This is a genomic window from Amnibacterium soli (genome assembly GCF_039544415.1).
Taxonomy (GTDB): Bacteria; Actinomycetota; Actinomycetes; order Actinomycetales; family Microbacteriaceae; genus Amnibacterium; species Amnibacterium soli.
This window is the reverse complement of record NZ_BAABLP010000002.1, coordinates 75023-89384: the sequence shown is the minus strand read 5'-3', so window position 1 is coordinate 89384 and position 14362 is coordinate 75023. Positions and strand designations below refer to the sequence as shown.

At 75.0% G+C, this 14362-nt stretch carries 13 protein-coding genes; 10 read left to right on the top strand and 3 right to left on the bottom strand.

Annotated elements, in window-relative coordinates; translation table 11 throughout:
- Positions 1-9 precede the first annotated feature (9 nt).
- The 3 genes from ABEA53_RS04385 to ABEA53_RS04375 all read left to right on the top strand — a co-directional run bounded on the left by ABEA53_RS04385 (position 10) and on the right by ABEA53_RS04375 (position 4556).
- The gene (locus ABEA53_RS04385; protein ID WP_345479785.1) at positions 10-2526 is read left to right on the top strand and encodes a DEAD/DEAH box helicase; all 2517 of its coding nucleotides are present in this window, start codon (positions 10-12) and stop codon (positions 2524-2526) included.
- A gap of 144 nt (positions 2527-2670) precedes the next feature.
- A complete protein-coding gene (locus tag ABEA53_RS04380; protein WP_345479784.1) occupies positions 2671-3885 on the top strand; it encodes a sensor histidine kinase in 1215 nt (404 codons plus the stop codon).
- Entirely contained in the window at positions 3882-4556 is a 675-nt protein-coding gene (locus ABEA53_RS04375) for a response regulator (protein ID WP_345479782.1), read from the top strand. Before ABEA53_RS04380 ends, ABEA53_RS04375 begins: the two co-directional genes overlap by 4 nt.
- A 6-nt stretch (positions 4557-4562) precedes the next feature.
- Here the strand turns inward: ABEA53_RS04375 and ABEA53_RS04370 are convergent, their stop codons facing one another.
- Positions 4563-5057 (bottom strand): VanZ family protein, encoded by a 495-nt coding sequence (locus ABEA53_RS04370; protein ID WP_345479780.1) that lies wholly within the window; start codon positions 5055-5057, stop codon positions 4563-4565.
- Between the two features lie 140 nt (positions 5058-5197).
- Entirely contained in the window at positions 5198-6472 is a 1275-nt protein-coding gene (locus ABEA53_RS04365) for an FAD-binding domain-containing protein (protein WP_345479779.1), read from the bottom strand.
- Between the two features lie 109 nt (positions 6473-6581).
- Here ABEA53_RS04365 and bla point away from each other — a divergent pair, with 109 nt between their 5' ends.
- The 4 genes from bla to ABEA53_RS04345 all read left to right on the top strand — a co-directional run bounded on the left by bla (position 6582) and on the right by ABEA53_RS04345 (position 10935).
- A complete protein-coding gene (gene bla, locus ABEA53_RS04360) occupies positions 6582-7496 on the top strand; it encodes a class A beta-lactamase (protein ID WP_345479778.1) in 915 nt (304 codons plus the stop codon).
- A gap of 148 nt (positions 7497-7644) precedes the next feature.
- Positions 7645-8493, top strand: a complete 849-nt coding sequence (locus ABEA53_RS04355) for a hypothetical protein (RefSeq protein ID WP_345479777.1) — start codon at positions 7645-7647, stop codon at positions 8491-8493.
- 136 nt (positions 8494-8629) lie between these two features.
- Positions 8630-9187, top strand: a complete 558-nt coding sequence (locus ABEA53_RS04350; protein ID WP_345479776.1) for a PadR family transcriptional regulator — start codon at positions 8630-8632, stop codon at positions 9185-9187.
- A gap of 80 nt (positions 9188-9267) precedes the next feature.
- Positions 9268-10935, top strand: coding sequence for an ABC1 kinase family protein (locus ABEA53_RS04345; RefSeq protein ID WP_345479775.1), 1668 nt, complete (start codon positions 9268-9270; stop codon positions 10933-10935).
- Positions 10936-10945: 10 nt separating this feature from the next.
- Here the strand turns inward: ABEA53_RS04345 and ABEA53_RS04340 are convergent, their stop codons facing one another.
- Positions 10946-11437, bottom strand: a complete 492-nt coding sequence (locus ABEA53_RS04340; protein ID WP_345479774.1) for a MarR family winged helix-turn-helix transcriptional regulator — start codon at positions 11435-11437, stop codon at positions 10946-10948.
- Between the two features lie 71 nt (positions 11438-11508).
- Here ABEA53_RS04340 and ABEA53_RS04335 point away from each other — a divergent pair, with 71 nt between their 5' ends.
- From ABEA53_RS04335 to ABEA53_RS04325, 3 genes are read left to right on the top strand one after another with little or no spacing between them, the layout of a single operon-like run.
- Entirely contained in the window at positions 11509-12564 is a 1056-nt protein-coding gene (locus ABEA53_RS04335; RefSeq protein ID WP_345479773.1) for an LLM class flavin-dependent oxidoreductase, read from the top strand.
- On the top strand, positions 12561-13250 hold the full coding sequence (locus ABEA53_RS04330; RefSeq protein WP_345479772.1) for an NADPH-dependent F420 reductase: 690 nt from the start codon (positions 12561-12563) through the stop codon (positions 13248-13250). The genes ABEA53_RS04335 and ABEA53_RS04330 overlap by 4 nt, the downstream gene beginning before the upstream one ends.
- Complete coding sequence (locus ABEA53_RS04325) at positions 13247-14359, top strand: FAD-dependent oxidoreductase (RefSeq protein WP_345479771.1); 1113 nt, start codon at positions 13247-13249, stop codon at positions 14357-14359. Before ABEA53_RS04330 ends, ABEA53_RS04325 begins: the two co-directional genes overlap by 4 nt.
- Positions 14360-14362: the final 3 nt, after the last annotated feature.

Here is a 14362-nt window from a genome sequence, read left to right as displayed (position 1 = left end):
CTCGACCTCATGCCGCCCCGGCTCCCCGACGGGTCCCTCGACGAGGACGCCGCCTTCCTGGCCTACGCCGAGTGGGCGGAGGCGCGCGGCCTCGCCCTGTACCCGGCGCAGGAGGAGGCGATGATCGAGATCGTCTCGGGCGCGAACCTCATCCTGTCCACGCCGACCGGGACCGGGAAGTCGCTCGTCGCGATCGGCGCGCACGCCGTCGCGCTGGCGCTCGGGCAGCGCAGCTACTACACCGCGCCGATCAAGGCCCTGGTCAGCGAGAAGTTCTTCGCCCTCGTCGAGGTGTTCGGCGCCGCGAACGTCGGCATGGTGACCGGCGACTCCTCCGTCAACCCCGACGCCCCGATCATCTGCTGCACCGCGGAGATCCTCGCGAACCTCGCGCTGCGCCACGGCCCGGACGCCCCCGTGCAGCAGGTCGTGATGGACGAGTTCCACTTCTACGCCGACCCGGACCGCGGGTGGGCGTGGCAGGTCCCCCTCCTGACCCTACCGCAGGTGCAGTTCGTGCTCATGTCGGCGACCCTCGGCGACGTGACCGCGCTCGCCGAGGACCTCAGCCGGCGCACCGGGCGCGAGACCGCGAGCGTCACCGGCGTCGAGCGCCCCGTGCCCCTGACCTACGCGTACGAGCTCGAGCCGATCCACGACTCCATCGACGTGCTGCTGCACTCCGGTCAGGCGCCCGTCTACGTCGTGCACTTCTCGCAGGCGGCGGCGCTCGAGCGGGCGCAGGCGCTCGCCAGCGCGGGCGTCGCGACGCGCGAGCAACGCGACCGAATCGCCGAGGTGATGGGCGGCTTCCGCTTCACCACCGCGTTCGGGAAGACGCTGAGCCGGCTGCTGCGCCTCGGCATCGGCGTGCACCACGCGGGGATGCTGCCGAAGTACCGGCGGCTCGTCGAGCAGCTCGCGCAGCAGGGCCTGCTGCGCGTCATCTGCGGCACCGACACCCTCGGCGTCGGCATCAACGTGCCGATCCGCACGGTGCTGCTCACCGGACTGACGAAGTTCGACGGCACCCGAATGCGCCACCTGACCGCCCGCGAGTTCCACCAGGTCGCCGGCCGCGCGGGCCGCGCCGGCTACGACACCGCGGGCACCGTCGTCGTGCAGGCTCCGGAGCACGAGTCGGAGAACCGCAAGGCGCTCGCGAAGATGGGCGACGACCCGAAGAAGCGCCGCAAGTGGGTCGCGAAGAAGGCGCCGAACGGGTTCGTGTCGTGGGGCGAGGCGAGCTTCCGCAAGCTGATCGCCGCGGAGCCCGAGACCCTGACGTCCCACATGCAGATCACGAGCGCGATGCTGCTGAACGTCATCGGCCGCGGCGGCGACGTGTTCGCGAACGTGCACGCCCTCGTCTTCGACAACCACGAGCCCTGGCGCCGGCAGCTGCAGCTCGCCCGCCGCGCGCTCGGCATCTACCGCACCCTCCGCGCCGCCGGCGTCGTGGAGCAGGAGGCGCAGCCCGACGGCACCGTCGCGATCCGTCTGACGGTGGAGCTGCAGCCGGACTTCGCGCTGAACCAGCCGCTCTCCCCCTTCGCCCTCGCGGCGTTCGAGCTGCTCGACCCGGAGTCCCCGACGTTCGCGCTCGACGTGCTCTCGATCCTCGAGGCGACGCTCGACGACCCGCGGCCGATCCTGTCCCAGCAGCAGTTCATGGCGCGCGGGGAGGCGGTCGCGGCGATGAAGCGGGAGGGGGTCGAGTACGAGGAGCGGATGGAGCTGCTCGAGTCGATCACCCACCCGCAGCCGCTGAAGGAGCTGCTCGACGCGACGTTCGAGACCTACGCCTCCTCGCAGCCGTGGGTCCGCGACTTCTCGCTCTCGCCGAAGTCGGTGGTGCGCGACATGGTCGAGCGGGCGGCGACCTTCGGCGAGTACTGCGCGCTGTACAAGCTGTCGCGCTCGGAGGGGCTCGTGCTCCGGTACCTGTCCGACGCGTTCCGCGCGGCGCGGCAGACGATCCCGGAGGAGATCAAGAACGAGGAGCTGCAGGACCTGATCGAGTGGCTCGGCGAGCTGGTGCGCCAGGTCGACTCGTCGCTCGTCGACGAGTGGGAGGAGCTGCTCGACCCCTCCCGCCACGACCCCGCGGCGGAGGGCGCGGTGGTGCCGCCCGCGCCGCGGCGCCTCACCGCGAACGTACGCGCCTTCCGGGTGATGGTGCGCAACGAGCTGTTCCGGCGCGTGCAGCTCGCGGACCTCGGCGACTGGGCGGCGCTCGGCGAGCTCGACGGCGCCGCCGGGTTCGACGCGGACGCGTGGGCGGAGGCGATGGACCCGTACTTCGACGAGCACGACCGCCTCGGCACGGGCCCGGACGCCCGCGGGCCGTCGATGCTGCTCGTCACCGAGTCGCCGACCGAGTGGCGCGTGCGCCAGATCTTCGACGACCCCGAGGGCGACCACGACTACGGGATCAGCGCCGTGGTCGACCTCGCGGCCTCCGACGAGGCGGGCGAGGCCGTCGTGCGCGTCACCGCGATCGGGATGGTCGGCGCCGCCGTCTGAGCGGCGCTGTCCTCGGGCGCCGTTCGCGCTCGGATGCGCCGATGCGGCCCGGTTCGCGGCGGAGCGACCGCTCCGTCCGGCGTCGGGGCTGGAACGGTACTCGCGACGGAGGACGGCGGCGCCGAACGCCCCTAGCCTCGGGGCGTGCGTGCGGAGGCGGTCGGCGGCGGGAGCGCCCCCGCGACGACGCCGACGGTGCTGCAGCGGCTCGCCGCGCGGCGCTCGCCGGGAGGCCTCACGGTCGACGCGGCGCTCGCCGCGCTGCTGCTCGTCATCGGCACCACCTCAGCGCTGTGGCCCCTCCACGTCGACCCCGTGGAGGTGCTGCTCGCCGGTGCGGCCTCGGTCGCCGTGCACCGCCTCCTCCCCTCCCTGGCCCTCGCCCTCGGCTGGCTGACCGTGCTCTGGCAGGTCAGCGCGCACGCGCCGCCGTCGCTGGTGCAGGCCGCCTCCGCGCTCGTCGTGTTCTCGGCGGCCGCCTGGGGCAGCCGGTTCGAGCTGATCGTCGCGGCCGCGTCCGCCTCCATCGGCGGCCTCGCCGGCGGCGTGTACCTGTTCCAGAGCCGCTTCGCCAGCATCACCCTGCGCTACGGCACGGGCGACCTCGACCAGCGCGATCAGACGGCGCTGCTCGTCGTGCTGCTGCCGGCCGCGATCCTCACGGCCTGCTGGACGGCGGGCTTCGCGGTGCGCACCGTCCGCGCGCGCCGGTCGGAGTCGATGCGCCGCACGGTCGCGGAGGGCCGCGCGGACGACGCGCAGGAACGGGCGGGCATCGAGCAGGCGCGCACCGCCATGGCCCGCGACGTGCACGACGTGGTCGGGCACTCGCTCGCCGTGATCATCGCCCAGGCCGACTCGGTGCGCTTCCTGCAGGACACCGACCGCGTGCGCGACGTCGTAGCCACCATCGCGGCGACCGCGCGGTCGTCGCTGCTCGAGGTGCGCGACGTGCTCGAGCGCACCGAGCACGAGCGGTCCGTGGACGGCACGGAGCTCGACGCGCTCGTCGCGCAGGTGCGCTCCGCCGGCGTCGAGGTGCAGGAGCGCTCCGAGGGCGAGCCGGGCGCGCTCGACGCCGCCTCCGGCCTCGCGGCACGCCGCGTGCTGCAGGAGATGCTGACCAACGCGCTGCGCCACGGCGCGCACGGGGCACCCGTCGAGGTGCAGCGGCTGTGGCGCGCGGCCGACCTGGTGATCGAGGTCGTGAACACCGCGGGCGCCGGAGGCACCGGCGGCTCGGGGGCAGGCCTGCAGGGCATGCGCGACCGCGTGGAGTCCGTCGGCGGCAGCCTCGAGACCGACCGGCTCGGCGAGCGGTTCGTCGCCCGCGCCCGGATCCCCCGGGTGCCCGCGTGACCGCGTCGATCCGCGTCGTGCTCATCGACGACCAGGCGCTGTTCCGGTCGGGCGTCGCGGTGATCGTGGACGCGCAGGACGACATGGTCGTCGTCGGTCAGGCCGGTGACGGGGCGGAGGGGCTGGAGCGCATCCGGCAGACCGACCCCGACATCGTGCTGCTCGACCTGCGCATGCCCGTGCTCGACGGCGTGCAGCTGGCGGTCGAGCTGTTCGGCGACCGGTGGACCGGGCCGCGGCCGAAGGTGATCGTGCTCACCACCTTCTCGCTCGACGCCGCGGCGGCGACCGCGATCCGCGCGGGCGCGAGCGGCTTCCTGCTGAAGGACGCGACGCCGGAGTTCCTGCTCGCCGCGATCCGCGCCGTGCACGCCGGCAGCTCGGTGCTCGCGCCCGAGGAGCTCGCCGACCTGTTCCGCGCGCCGGTCGAGTCCGCGCCCGCCCCCGTGCCGCCGGAGGCGTTCCGCAGCCTCACGGAGCGGGAGCGGCACGTCTTCGCCCGCGCCGCCCGCGGCGCCTCGAACGCCGAGATCGCCGCCGCCGAGTTCCTGAGCGAGTCGACCGTGAAGACGCACGTCAGCAGCATCCTGGCGAAGCTGCAGCTGCGCGACCGGGTGCAGCTGGTCGTCTACGCGCACGACCACCGACTGATCGGCCCGCCCGCCTCCTGACACCGGTCAGCGGACGGCGAGCGGTCGCCCGCGGTCCGGTCGCGAGATGCGCACGAGCAGGGCCGCCAGGTGCGCGACCGCGACGAGCGCGACGGCGACGGCGAGCCCGATCAGGCCGCCGCCCGTGTTCGCGACGAGGTCGTGCACGTCGGGCACGCGGCCCGGCAGGCGCGTCTGCGCGAGCTCCACCGCCGCGGACAGCGCGGCACCGGCGAGCGCCACGAGCGGCCAGGAGCGCGGCCGGACGGCGAGCCCAAGGGAGGCGCCGAGCGGCACGAACATCGCGGTGTTCGCCAGCGACTCGACGCGGCCGACGTCGAGCGTCGAGCCGGAGCGCTCCAGCCCGGTCATCACGAGCGCGAGGCCGTCGGCGACCAGCCACGTCGGGCCGAGGGTGATCACCAGGATCGCGGCGCAGGTCGGCAGCACGCCGAGCAGCAGCGCGGCTCGACGCACGCGGGCCGCGAGGGACGGCGGGGCGGATGCGGTGGAGGCGGTCATGGCGGGTCCTTCCGGCGGTGCGGCCGTGAGCGGGCGGGTCGCCGCTCGCGGTGCCGACGAGCCTCGCCGTGCGTCGGGGCCGCGTCCTCCGACGCAGGTGCCGCGCACCTCCTCCTCGAGGACCGGATCCGCCGCGCCGGTCAGCCCCGCGAGCGCCCGCGCCGGGGTGCGCCGCGGTGCGCGGAGCCGGGGCTGCCGCCGTGCTTCTCGACCCAGGCGGTGAAGGAGCGCGCGGAGCCCCCGGCCGGGCGGCGCAGCCAGAGCCAGGGGTGCAGCGCGGCGACATCGAGGCGCGCGGCCCGCGCCCGGAAGCCCGGCACCGGCGCCCAGGTCGCCGCGAGGCGGCGCCCGGCGAGCACCTCGGGCACGACGCCGCGGTGCACCTCGACCTCGCGGCGCTGCGCCAGGTCGGCGAGCGTCTCCGTGAGGAAGACGAGCCGCTTGCCCGAGAGCGTCAGCGAGCGCAGCAGCGGCTCGTCGAACACGAACACCGCCGGCAGGTCGGGGTGCGCGGCGAGCGCCGGGTCGACGTCGCCGAGCGACTCGGCCGTCAGCCACACCGCCTCCGGGTCGCCGGTGACCTCGGGCACGAGCGGTCCGGCGGTCGTCTCCGGGTCCGGGTCCGCCGCGAGCCCGGGCGGGGCCGTCACCTGCGCGCCCGTCTGCGCGGGCGGGAAGTCCTCGATCGGGCAGTCGCGGCGCAGCGGGCAGGAGGCGCAGAGCCCGGGCGCGCGCTTCTCCACCTGCCAGCGGCTGAAGCCGTAGGGCTTGCCCGTGCCGGCGCCGACGGCCCACTGCCAGCCCACGCCGTTCGCCGCCGGCGACCCGTCGACCAGGTGCCGGTAGAGCGCCCGCTCCCCCGCGCGCCAGTCGAGCCCGGCCCGCACCGTCCACTGCGACGCGGCCCACAGGCGGGTCTGGTTCACCAGCCAGCCGTCCTCCACGAGCTCGTGCCGCACCGCGGCCATGCACGCCATGTCCTCGCGGTACGCCTCGCCCTGCCAGCCCCGGCCGACGGCGGGCTCGCGGCGCAGCGGCTCGGCGATGCGGCGCCCGACGCGGGCGTAGACGTGCCGCGCGTACTCCTGCCACAGCAGCTCGTCGCGGAACTTGGCGGCGTCGCGCGCGGGTCCGCCGGCGACGTGGTCCCAGACCACCGGCAGCGGCAGCATGCCGTGGCGGATGTACGGCGACAGCCCGCTGGCGCCGCGGTCGTCGACGGGCAGCACCTCGCTGCGCTGCGACGCGTACCCGCGCACGTCGAAGTCGGCGAGCGCCTCGTCCGCCGCGGTCTGCCCGCCGACGAAGCGCCGCGACGCCGCGACGCCCTCCGGCCCCTCCAGGGTGAGGTCGCCGAGGTGCCGGCGCACCCACGCCTCGGCGTCGTCGAGCTCGGGAGGAGGCAGTCGGGTCACGGGAGCACGCTAGGGAGCGCCGCGGGGCGTCGCCCGTCCTCGGACGCTCCCCAGGGCGACCTCGGCGCCCACGGGGGCGCCTCGACGACTCGACCGGCACCATGGCGGGATGCGCGCCTCCCACCGGCTCCGGTCCGCCGCGCTCGCCGTGCTGGTGCTCGCGGCGCTGTCCGGGTGCTCGACTGCCGGCCCCATGCCGCCCGCGGTCACGGCGCGGGCGTCCGCCGCACCGACCGCCGCGGTCGACGCGCAGGCGGCGTTCCGGGAGCTCGAGGCGCGGTACGGCGCGCGCCTCGGAGTGCTCGCGCTCGACACGGGATCCGACCGGCGGGTCGAGCACCGCGCGGACGAGCGCTTCCCGTTCGCCTCGGCGAACAAGCTGTTCATCGCCGCCGCCGTGCTGCAGCGGTCGTCGGACGCCGAGCTCGACGAGGTCGTCCGCTACTCCCCCGCCGACCTGCTCGCGCACGCCCCGATCACGCGACGGCACGTGGAGCAGGGGATGACCGTGCGGGCGCTGATCGACGCGGCCCTGCGGTACAGCGACAACACCGCGGCGAACCTGCTGGTGGCGCGACTCGGTGGGCCGCCCGCGGTGCAGCGCTTCCTGCGCTCCCTCGGCGACCGCACCACCTCCGTCGACCGGATCGAGCCGCAGCTGAACAGCGCGGTCCCGGGCGACGACCGCGACACGACCACGCCGCAGGCGTACGGCGCGGACCTCGAGCAGGTCCTCATGGGCTCCGCCCTGCCCGAGCCCCGGCGCCGGCTGCTCGAGGGGCTGCTCCGCAGGAGCACGACGGGTGCTCCGTACATCCGGGCGGGCGTGCCGGAGGGGTGGACGGTCGCGGACAGGACGGGCAGCGGCGCGCACGGCGTGCGGAACGACATCGCCCTCGTGCGCCCGCCCGGCCGCGCGCCGATCGTGATGGTGCTGCTGTCCGAGCGGCGGGCACCGGATGCGGTGTCGGACGACGCGCTGCTCGCCGACGCCACCCGCGTGCTCGTCCGCGCGCTCGGCTGACGCCGACGACCCGCGAACGGGGGCGGGCGGCGGCTCGGCCCCCGGAATACGCTCCGACCGCGCTCACCCAGCGCGTCACCCCTCCTCCCGCGCGTCCGACGCGCGGGCCCGCCTGGAAGGCCTCTCCGTGCACCGTCGTCCCCTCGGCATGCTCCTCGCAGCCGCCATCGCGTTCGCCACCCTGGGCGGCGCCTCCGCCGCCCAGGCCGCACCCGCCGCCGGGCCCGACGCGCTCGCCGGCGCGGCCGTCGCGGCCTCCCGGACCGCGAGCGCGACGCTCGGCGGGATCCCGCTGCCCGTCGGTGCCGCCGCGCACCTCCGCGTCGCCGCCGCGAAGTCCGCCGTCCTGCCGGTCGACGAGACCATCCACGTGAAGGTCGCGAAGAAGCGGTACGACATCCGCTTCACGAGCGTCGGCCCGAAGACCGACCCGACGCGCATCCGCCTGTACGCGGGCACGCACCCCGTGCAGCTCTCCGTCCGTCGGCTCGTGCGCATCGTCGTGCACCCGCACGGCTCGAAGGCCACCACCCTCGCGACGACGACCACGTTCCGCCGCTTCGTCGTCATGCTCACCGATCTGCAGAGCACGCCGATCACGGGCGAGCAGAAGCGGTTCGCGTCCCGCGCCTCCCTCGTCGCAGCGCTCTCCCACGGCCTCGCGATCGGCAGCCGCGAGCTCACCCGCGAGTACGGCGCCGTGCTGCGCCTCGCGCAGATGTCGATCGATATCGCCCAGACCCTGGCGGCGGGACTGCAGTACCGCGGCGAGCACGGCGCCGATGCCGATCTCAGCGGCGTGGCCACCACCCACACCACGGCCGGCAGCGGCGGCTACACCGGGTCGGTGACGCTCGCTGGCACGGCGGACGCGTTCACCGTCGCGGCCACGAACACCACAGACGAGTCGGTCCTGTCCGAGACGTTCGGCGAGCACTCGATCTCCACCGCCTACACGGTGCACGGGAAGACGATCACCTCGACCGTCACGTTCTGAGTGGGCCCCGGCGCCCGCGCCCCCCTTCGCTTCGAGCAGCGGGGCGCGGGTCCGGTCCCGGCCGGGACCCCCTCTGTCAGCGATGTATCGTCGAGACGCCCTCGCCCCACGCGAGCGGCAGGACACGGGAAGTGCGATGAACGGGTCGTCCAGCGGAGCCTCCAGCAGCCGATCGTGGACCGGCCGCGGCATCTCCGCCGCGCGCGAGGTGCTCGACGAGCTGCGCTCCCCCACGACCGCGCGCGGGACCGCGCACCCGCAGCGCGACGACGTGCGGGCGGCGGTGCTGCTGGTCCTCGCCGAGCAGCCGAGCGACGGCTACCGGATCGTGCGCACCCTCGAGGAGCGCGGCACCGGGGCGCCGACGCCCAGCGCCGGCGCCGTGTACCCGACCCTGCAGCTGCTCGGCGACGAGGGGCTCGCGACGGCCGCCGAGACCGACGGCCGCAAGGTCTGGACCCTGACCACCGCGGGGCGCGCCGCCGCAGACGCTGCCCGCGACCGCTCCTGGACCGACGAGGGCCCCGCCTCCCGCGCCGCGGAGCGCCGCGGCTCCATCGCCCGCTCGGCCGCGCAGCTGGCGCAGGCCGCCGCGCTCGCCGCGCAGACCGGCACCCCGCAGCAGGTCGCCGAGACGACCGAGGCGCTCGACGACGCGCGCCGCCGGATCCTCGCGATCCTCGCCCGGAGCTGACGGGCGTGGCGCAGCCGGCGCTGCGACGCGGCGCTCCGGCCGCCTCCGACCGGAAGGGACGTGCCCGGTACCGCCGCATCATGCGGTTCGCGACGCGGTACATGGTCGAGAACTGGTGGTTCGAGCTCTTCCTGCCACGCCTCGGCCTGACGCGGTTCGCGGCCCGCGGCCGCACGCGCCGCTGGCAGCGCATGGCGCGGAACTTCTTCGTGCTCGCGACCGACCTCGGCGGCCTGATGATCAAGGTCGGGCAGTACCTGTCCTCCCGGCTCGACGTGCTGCCGCCGCCCGTCACCAAGGAGCTCGAGGGCCTGCAGGACGCGGTGGCGCCGGAGGACTTCCGGGCGATCCGGGCGCTCGCGGAGCGGGAGCTCGGGATGCCGCTCGAGCGGGCGTTCGCCGCCTTCCAGGAGGCGCCGCTCGCCGCGGCCTCGCTCGGTCAGGCGCACCGCGCCACGCTGACGCCCGAGGCCGCGGCGGACGTCGGGTTCGCCGACGTCGTCGTCAAGGTGCAGCGGCCGGGCATCGAGCGCATCGTCGACATCGACCTCGCCGCGCTGCGCAAGGTCGCCGCGCGGCTGAACCGCGTCTCCCTCGTCTCCAAGCGGGTCGACCTGCCCGCTCTCGCGGAGGAGTTCGCGACCACGAGCCTGGAGGAGGTCGACTACCTCCACGAGGCCGGCAACGCGGAGCGGTTCGGCGACCAGCTCGCGGACGACGACCGGGTGGCCACGCCCGGCATCGCCTGGGAGCGGACGGCCCGGCGGGTGCTGACGCTGCAGGACGTCAGCGCGATCAAGATCAGCGACCTCGACGCGCTGCGCGCCGCGGGCATCGACCCGGCCGAGGTCGCCGTCGAGTTCGCCGACGTCATGTTCGACCAGCTGTTCGTCGACGGCTTCTTCCACGGCGACGCGCACCCGGGCAACATCTTCGTCACGCCGGTGCGGCGCGACGACGGCTCTGCGGCCGCGGAGGCGGGCCGCGGCTGGGTGCTCACCTTCGTCGACTTCGGGATGATGGGCTCGATCCCCGACGGCCTCCGCCGCGACCTGCGCGGGTTCCTGATCGCGGTGGCCTCCCGCGACGGCCGCCGCCTCGTCGAGAGCATGCGCGAGCTCGGCGTCCTGCTGCCCTCCGCGGACACCCGCGAGCTCGAGCGCACGATGTCGGCGCTGTTCAACCGGTTCGGCGGCGTCGCGTTCACCGACCTGCAGGACGTCGACCCCCGCGAGCTGCGGGCGTTCGCGAACGAGTTCGGCGCGACGATCCGCGCGCTGCCGTTCCAGCTGCCGGAGAACTTCCTGCTCGTCATCCGCGCGGTGTCGCTGATCAGCGGGCTCTGCAGCACGCTCGACCCGCGCTTCAACATCTGGAACGCGGTCGAGCCCTACGCGGATCGCCTGCTGCGGGACGAGCGGGGCGGCATCGTGCGGTCGTTCGCGGACGAGGCGGCCTCGACGCTCGCGATCACCGCCCGCCTCCCCCGCCGCCTCGACGGGCTCGTCACCAGGCTGCAGGACGGGGAGGTCGCGGTCGAGACGCCGCGACTCGACGCCCGGATCGGCCGGCTCGAACGCGCCGTGAGCCGCCTGGTGTCCGCCCTGCTCTTCTTCGGCCTGCTGCTCGGCGGCGTGCTGCTGCGACCCGACGACGACGTGCTCGGCACGGTGCTCATGGGCGTCTCCGCGCTGCCGCTCGCCCACGTGCTGCTGTCGGGGCTCGCGGGAGCGCGCTCCGGCCGCTGATCGGCCGGGTTCAGCCGGCGATCGCGTCGGGCGCGCCCTGCTCGGCGAGGTGCGTGCGGATGGCCGCGGACGCCTCCTGCAGCGCGTCGAGCTGCGCCGGCGTCAGCGCGTCGACGAACAGGTCGCGGATCAGCGCGAAGTGGGAGGCGGAGGACCGCCGGAAGACGTGCAGCCCCTCCGCGGTGATCACGACGTCGGCGCCGCGGCTGTCCGTGCCGCACTCCTCGCGGGCGATCAGCCCGCGCCGCTCCATGCGGGCGAGGTGGTGCGAGAGCCGGCTGCGCTCCCACCCCACGGCGTCGGCGAGCGCGGAGGACCGCAGCCGCCGGTCCGGCGCCTCCGCGAGCGCCAGCAGCACGCCGTAGTCGCCGGGCGAGATGCCCTCCTGGTCGGCGAGCCCCGCGGCGATCGCGCGCCGGATGCGCTCCGACGCCTCGATGTACTCGCGCCAGGCGGCGAGCTCGCCCGCGGTCGGCGTGCTCCTCCTGCGTGCGTCCGCCATGCCCACCTCCGTCGTCGACAGCACGATCGTACGGCGGGAATGATTGACGCGTCAATCGGATTGGAGCGGGCATGGAGAACGTGCTGTTCGGGCTGGACACCTTCGGGGACGTGCCGCATGACGACCGTGGGCGACCGATGTCGTACGCGGCGTCGATCCGCCAGGTCGTGGACGAGGCGGTGCTCGCCGACGAGCTGGGCATCGACGCCATCGCGCTGGGCGAGCACCACCGCCCCGAGTACGCGATCTCGACGCCGGAGACGGTGCTCGCGGGCATCGCGACCCGGACCTCCCGGATCCGGCTCGGCTCGGGCGTCACCGTGCTCAGCTCCGACGACCCGGTGCGCGTGTTCCAGCGCTTCGCGACGCTCGACGCGCTGTCGAACGGCCGCGCGGAGGTGATCCTCGGCCGCGGCTCGTTCACCGAGTCGTTCCCGCTCTTCGGCTACGACCTGCGCGACTACGACGTGCTCTTCGAGGAGAAGCTCGACCTGTTCGCGCGGCTGCTGCAGGAGGAGCCGGTCACGTGGAGCGGCACCACCCGCGCCGCCCTCGAGCAGGCCGACGTGTTCCCGAAGACGGAGCACGGTCTGCGCACGTGGGTCGGCATCGGCGGCTCGCCCGAGTCCGTGGTGCGCACGGCCCGGTACGGCCTGCCCCTGATGATCGCGATCATCGGCGGCGCACCGCAGCGCTTCCTGCCCTACCTCGACCTGTACCGGCGAGCGACCGCGCAGCTGGAGACGACCGCGTGGCCCGTCGGCGTGCACTCCCCCGGCTTCGTCGCCGCGACCGACGAGGAGGCGAAGGAGACCCTCTGGCCGCACATGAAGGAGATGCGCGACCGCATCGGCGCGCTGCGCGGGTGGCCGCCCATGCAGCGGGAGGAGTTCGAGGCGGAGATCGCGCACGGCTCGCTCTACGTCGGCTCGCCCGAGACCGTGGCGCGCAAGGTGGCGGCGACGGTGTCGAGCCTCGGCATCGGCCGCTTCGACCTGATCTACACGTCCGGCACGGTGCCCGCGAGCGCCCGGCTCAAGCATGTCGAGCTGTACGGCGGCACGGTCGTGCCGATGGTCAAGGAGCTGCTCGCCGAGCGCACCGACTCGCTGGCGGGTGCCGCATGACCACCATCGGCATCCTCGGTGCGGGCAAGGTCGGCACCGTGCTCGCGCGCCTCGCCGTGGAAGCCGGCTACCGCGTCCGCATCGCCGGCTCGGGCGACCCGTCGCGCATCGCGTTGATCGTCTCCGTGCTCGCGCCCGGCGCCGAGCCCGTCACCGCGACCGAGGCGATCGACGGCAGCGACCTGGTCGTGCTCGCGCTGCCCCTCGGCAAGCTGCACACCGTGCCGAGCGGGGCGCTGGACGGCACGGTCGTGCTCGACGCCATGAACCACTGGTGGGAGATCGACGGCGACCGACCAGATCTGACCGATCCGCGCACCTCCACCAGCGAGCTCGTGCAGGCGCAGCTGCCCGGCGCGGTCGTCGTCAAGGCGTTCAACCACATGGGCTACCACGACCTCGACGCGGGCGCCCGGCCCGCCGGCGCGCCGGACCGCCGCGCGATCGCGGTCGCGGCGGACGACCCGGTCGCGGCGGCGGAGGTCTCGCGGCTCGTCGACGCGCTGGGGTTCGACCCCGTCGCGGCCGGCTCGCTGCACGACAGCATCCGCCTCCAGCCGTTCGCCGACGCGTTCGGCGCGAACCTGCCCGCGGACGCGCTGACCGCGATGCTCGGCGACTTCGACGGGTCCGACCGCGGGCGCGAGGTCGCCGCGGCGCGCGCCGGCGGGACGGTCGACCGATGACCGGGCTCCGGCGCGCGACCGTCGTCGTCGTCGGGGCCGGACAGGCGGGGCTGTCCGCCGCGTACCACCTGCAGCGCCACGCGTTCACCTCCGCGCTCGCGGATCCGGACGGCGAGCGGACCTTCGTCGTCCTCGACGCCGAGGACGCGCCCGGCGGCGCGTGGCGGCACCGGTGGGCGTCGCTGCGGATGCGCACGGTGAACGGCATCTTCGACCTGCCGGGCATGCGTCGGACGCCGGCGCACCCCGACGAGCCCGCCCGCGATGCCGTGTCCCGCTACTTCGCGGAGTACGAGGCGGCGATGCGCTTCCCGATCCTCCGGCCCGTGCACGTCGGGTCGGTGCGGCGGCTCGACGACCGGCCGGACGGGCCGCTCGAGGTGGACAGCAGCGCCGGACCGTGGACCACGCGCGCGGTGCTGAACGCGACCGGCACCTGGACGAACCCGCTGCTGCGCGCCTCCCCGGGCGCCGAGACGTTCCGCGGGCGGCAGTTGCACACGGCCGACTACCGGGACGCCGCCGAGCTCGCGGGCCTGCGGGTCGGCGTGGTCGGCGGCGGCATCTCCGCGGTGCAGCTGCTCGAGGAGGTCTCCCGGGTCGCGACGACCGTCTGGTACACGCGCCGCGAGCCCGTGTTCCTCGACCACGAGTTCACGCCCGAGACGGGCCGGGAGGTGATCGCTCGCGTCACGGCGGACGCGGAGGCGGGCCGCCCGCCGCGCAGCGTCGTCTCGTACACGGGCCTCCTCCGGACCGACTACGCCCGGGAGGCCGAGCGCCGCGGCGTCCTGCAGCGGCACCCCATGTTCACCGCGATGGAGCCGGACGGCGTGCGTGAGGCCGACGGCTCGTTCACCCGGCTCGACGCCGTGCTGTGGGCCACCGGCTTCCGGCCCGCACTCGACCACCTCGACCCGCTGGCGCTGCGGAACCCGCTCGGCGGCATCGCGATCACCGGCACGCAGGTGGCCGCGGAACCGCGCGTGCACCTCGTCGGGATCGGTCCGTCGCAGTCCACGGTCGGGGCGAACCGGGCGGGCCGGGACGCGGTGCGCGCGGTCGTCCGCATGCTCGACGCGGAGCGCGCCGTCCCCGCGAAGGGCTGACCG

Coding starts and splice junctions, on each gene's coding strand:
- ABEA53_RS04355 (WP_345479777.1), top strand. CDS start 7,645: ATGCTCCTCGCAGCCGCCATCGCGTTCGCCACCCTGGGCGGCGCCTCC.
- bla (WP_345479778.1), top strand. CDS start 6,582: ATGCGCGCCTCCCACCGGCTCCGGTCCGCCGCGCTCGCCGTGCTGGTG.
- ABEA53_RS04370 (WP_345479780.1), bottom strand. CDS start 5,057: ATGACCGCCTCCACCGCATCCGCCCCGCCGTCCCTCGCGGCCCGCGTG.
- ABEA53_RS04350 (WP_345479776.1), top strand. CDS start 8,630: ATGAACGGGTCGTCCAGCGGAGCCTCCAGCAGCCGATCGTGGACCGGC.
- ABEA53_RS04340 (WP_345479774.1), bottom strand. CDS start 11,437: ATGGCGGACGCACGCAGGAGGAGCACGCCGACCGCGGGCGAGCTCGCC.
- ABEA53_RS04345 (WP_345479775.1), top strand. CDS start 9,268: ATGCGGTTCGCGACGCGGTACATGGTCGAGAACTGGTGGTTCGAGCTC.
- ABEA53_RS04325 (WP_345479771.1), top strand. CDS start 13,247: ATGACCGGGCTCCGGCGCGCGACCGTCGTCGTCGTCGGGGCCGGACAG.
- ABEA53_RS04330 (WP_345479772.1), top strand. CDS start 12,561: ATGACCACCATCGGCATCCTCGGTGCGGGCAAGGTCGGCACCGTGCTC.
- ABEA53_RS04385 (WP_345479785.1), top strand. CDS start 10: ATGCCGCCCCGGCTCCCCGACGGGTCCCTCGACGAGGACGCCGCCTTC.
- ABEA53_RS04335 (WP_345479773.1), top strand. CDS start 11,509: ATGGAGAACGTGCTGTTCGGGCTGGACACCTTCGGGGACGTGCCGCAT.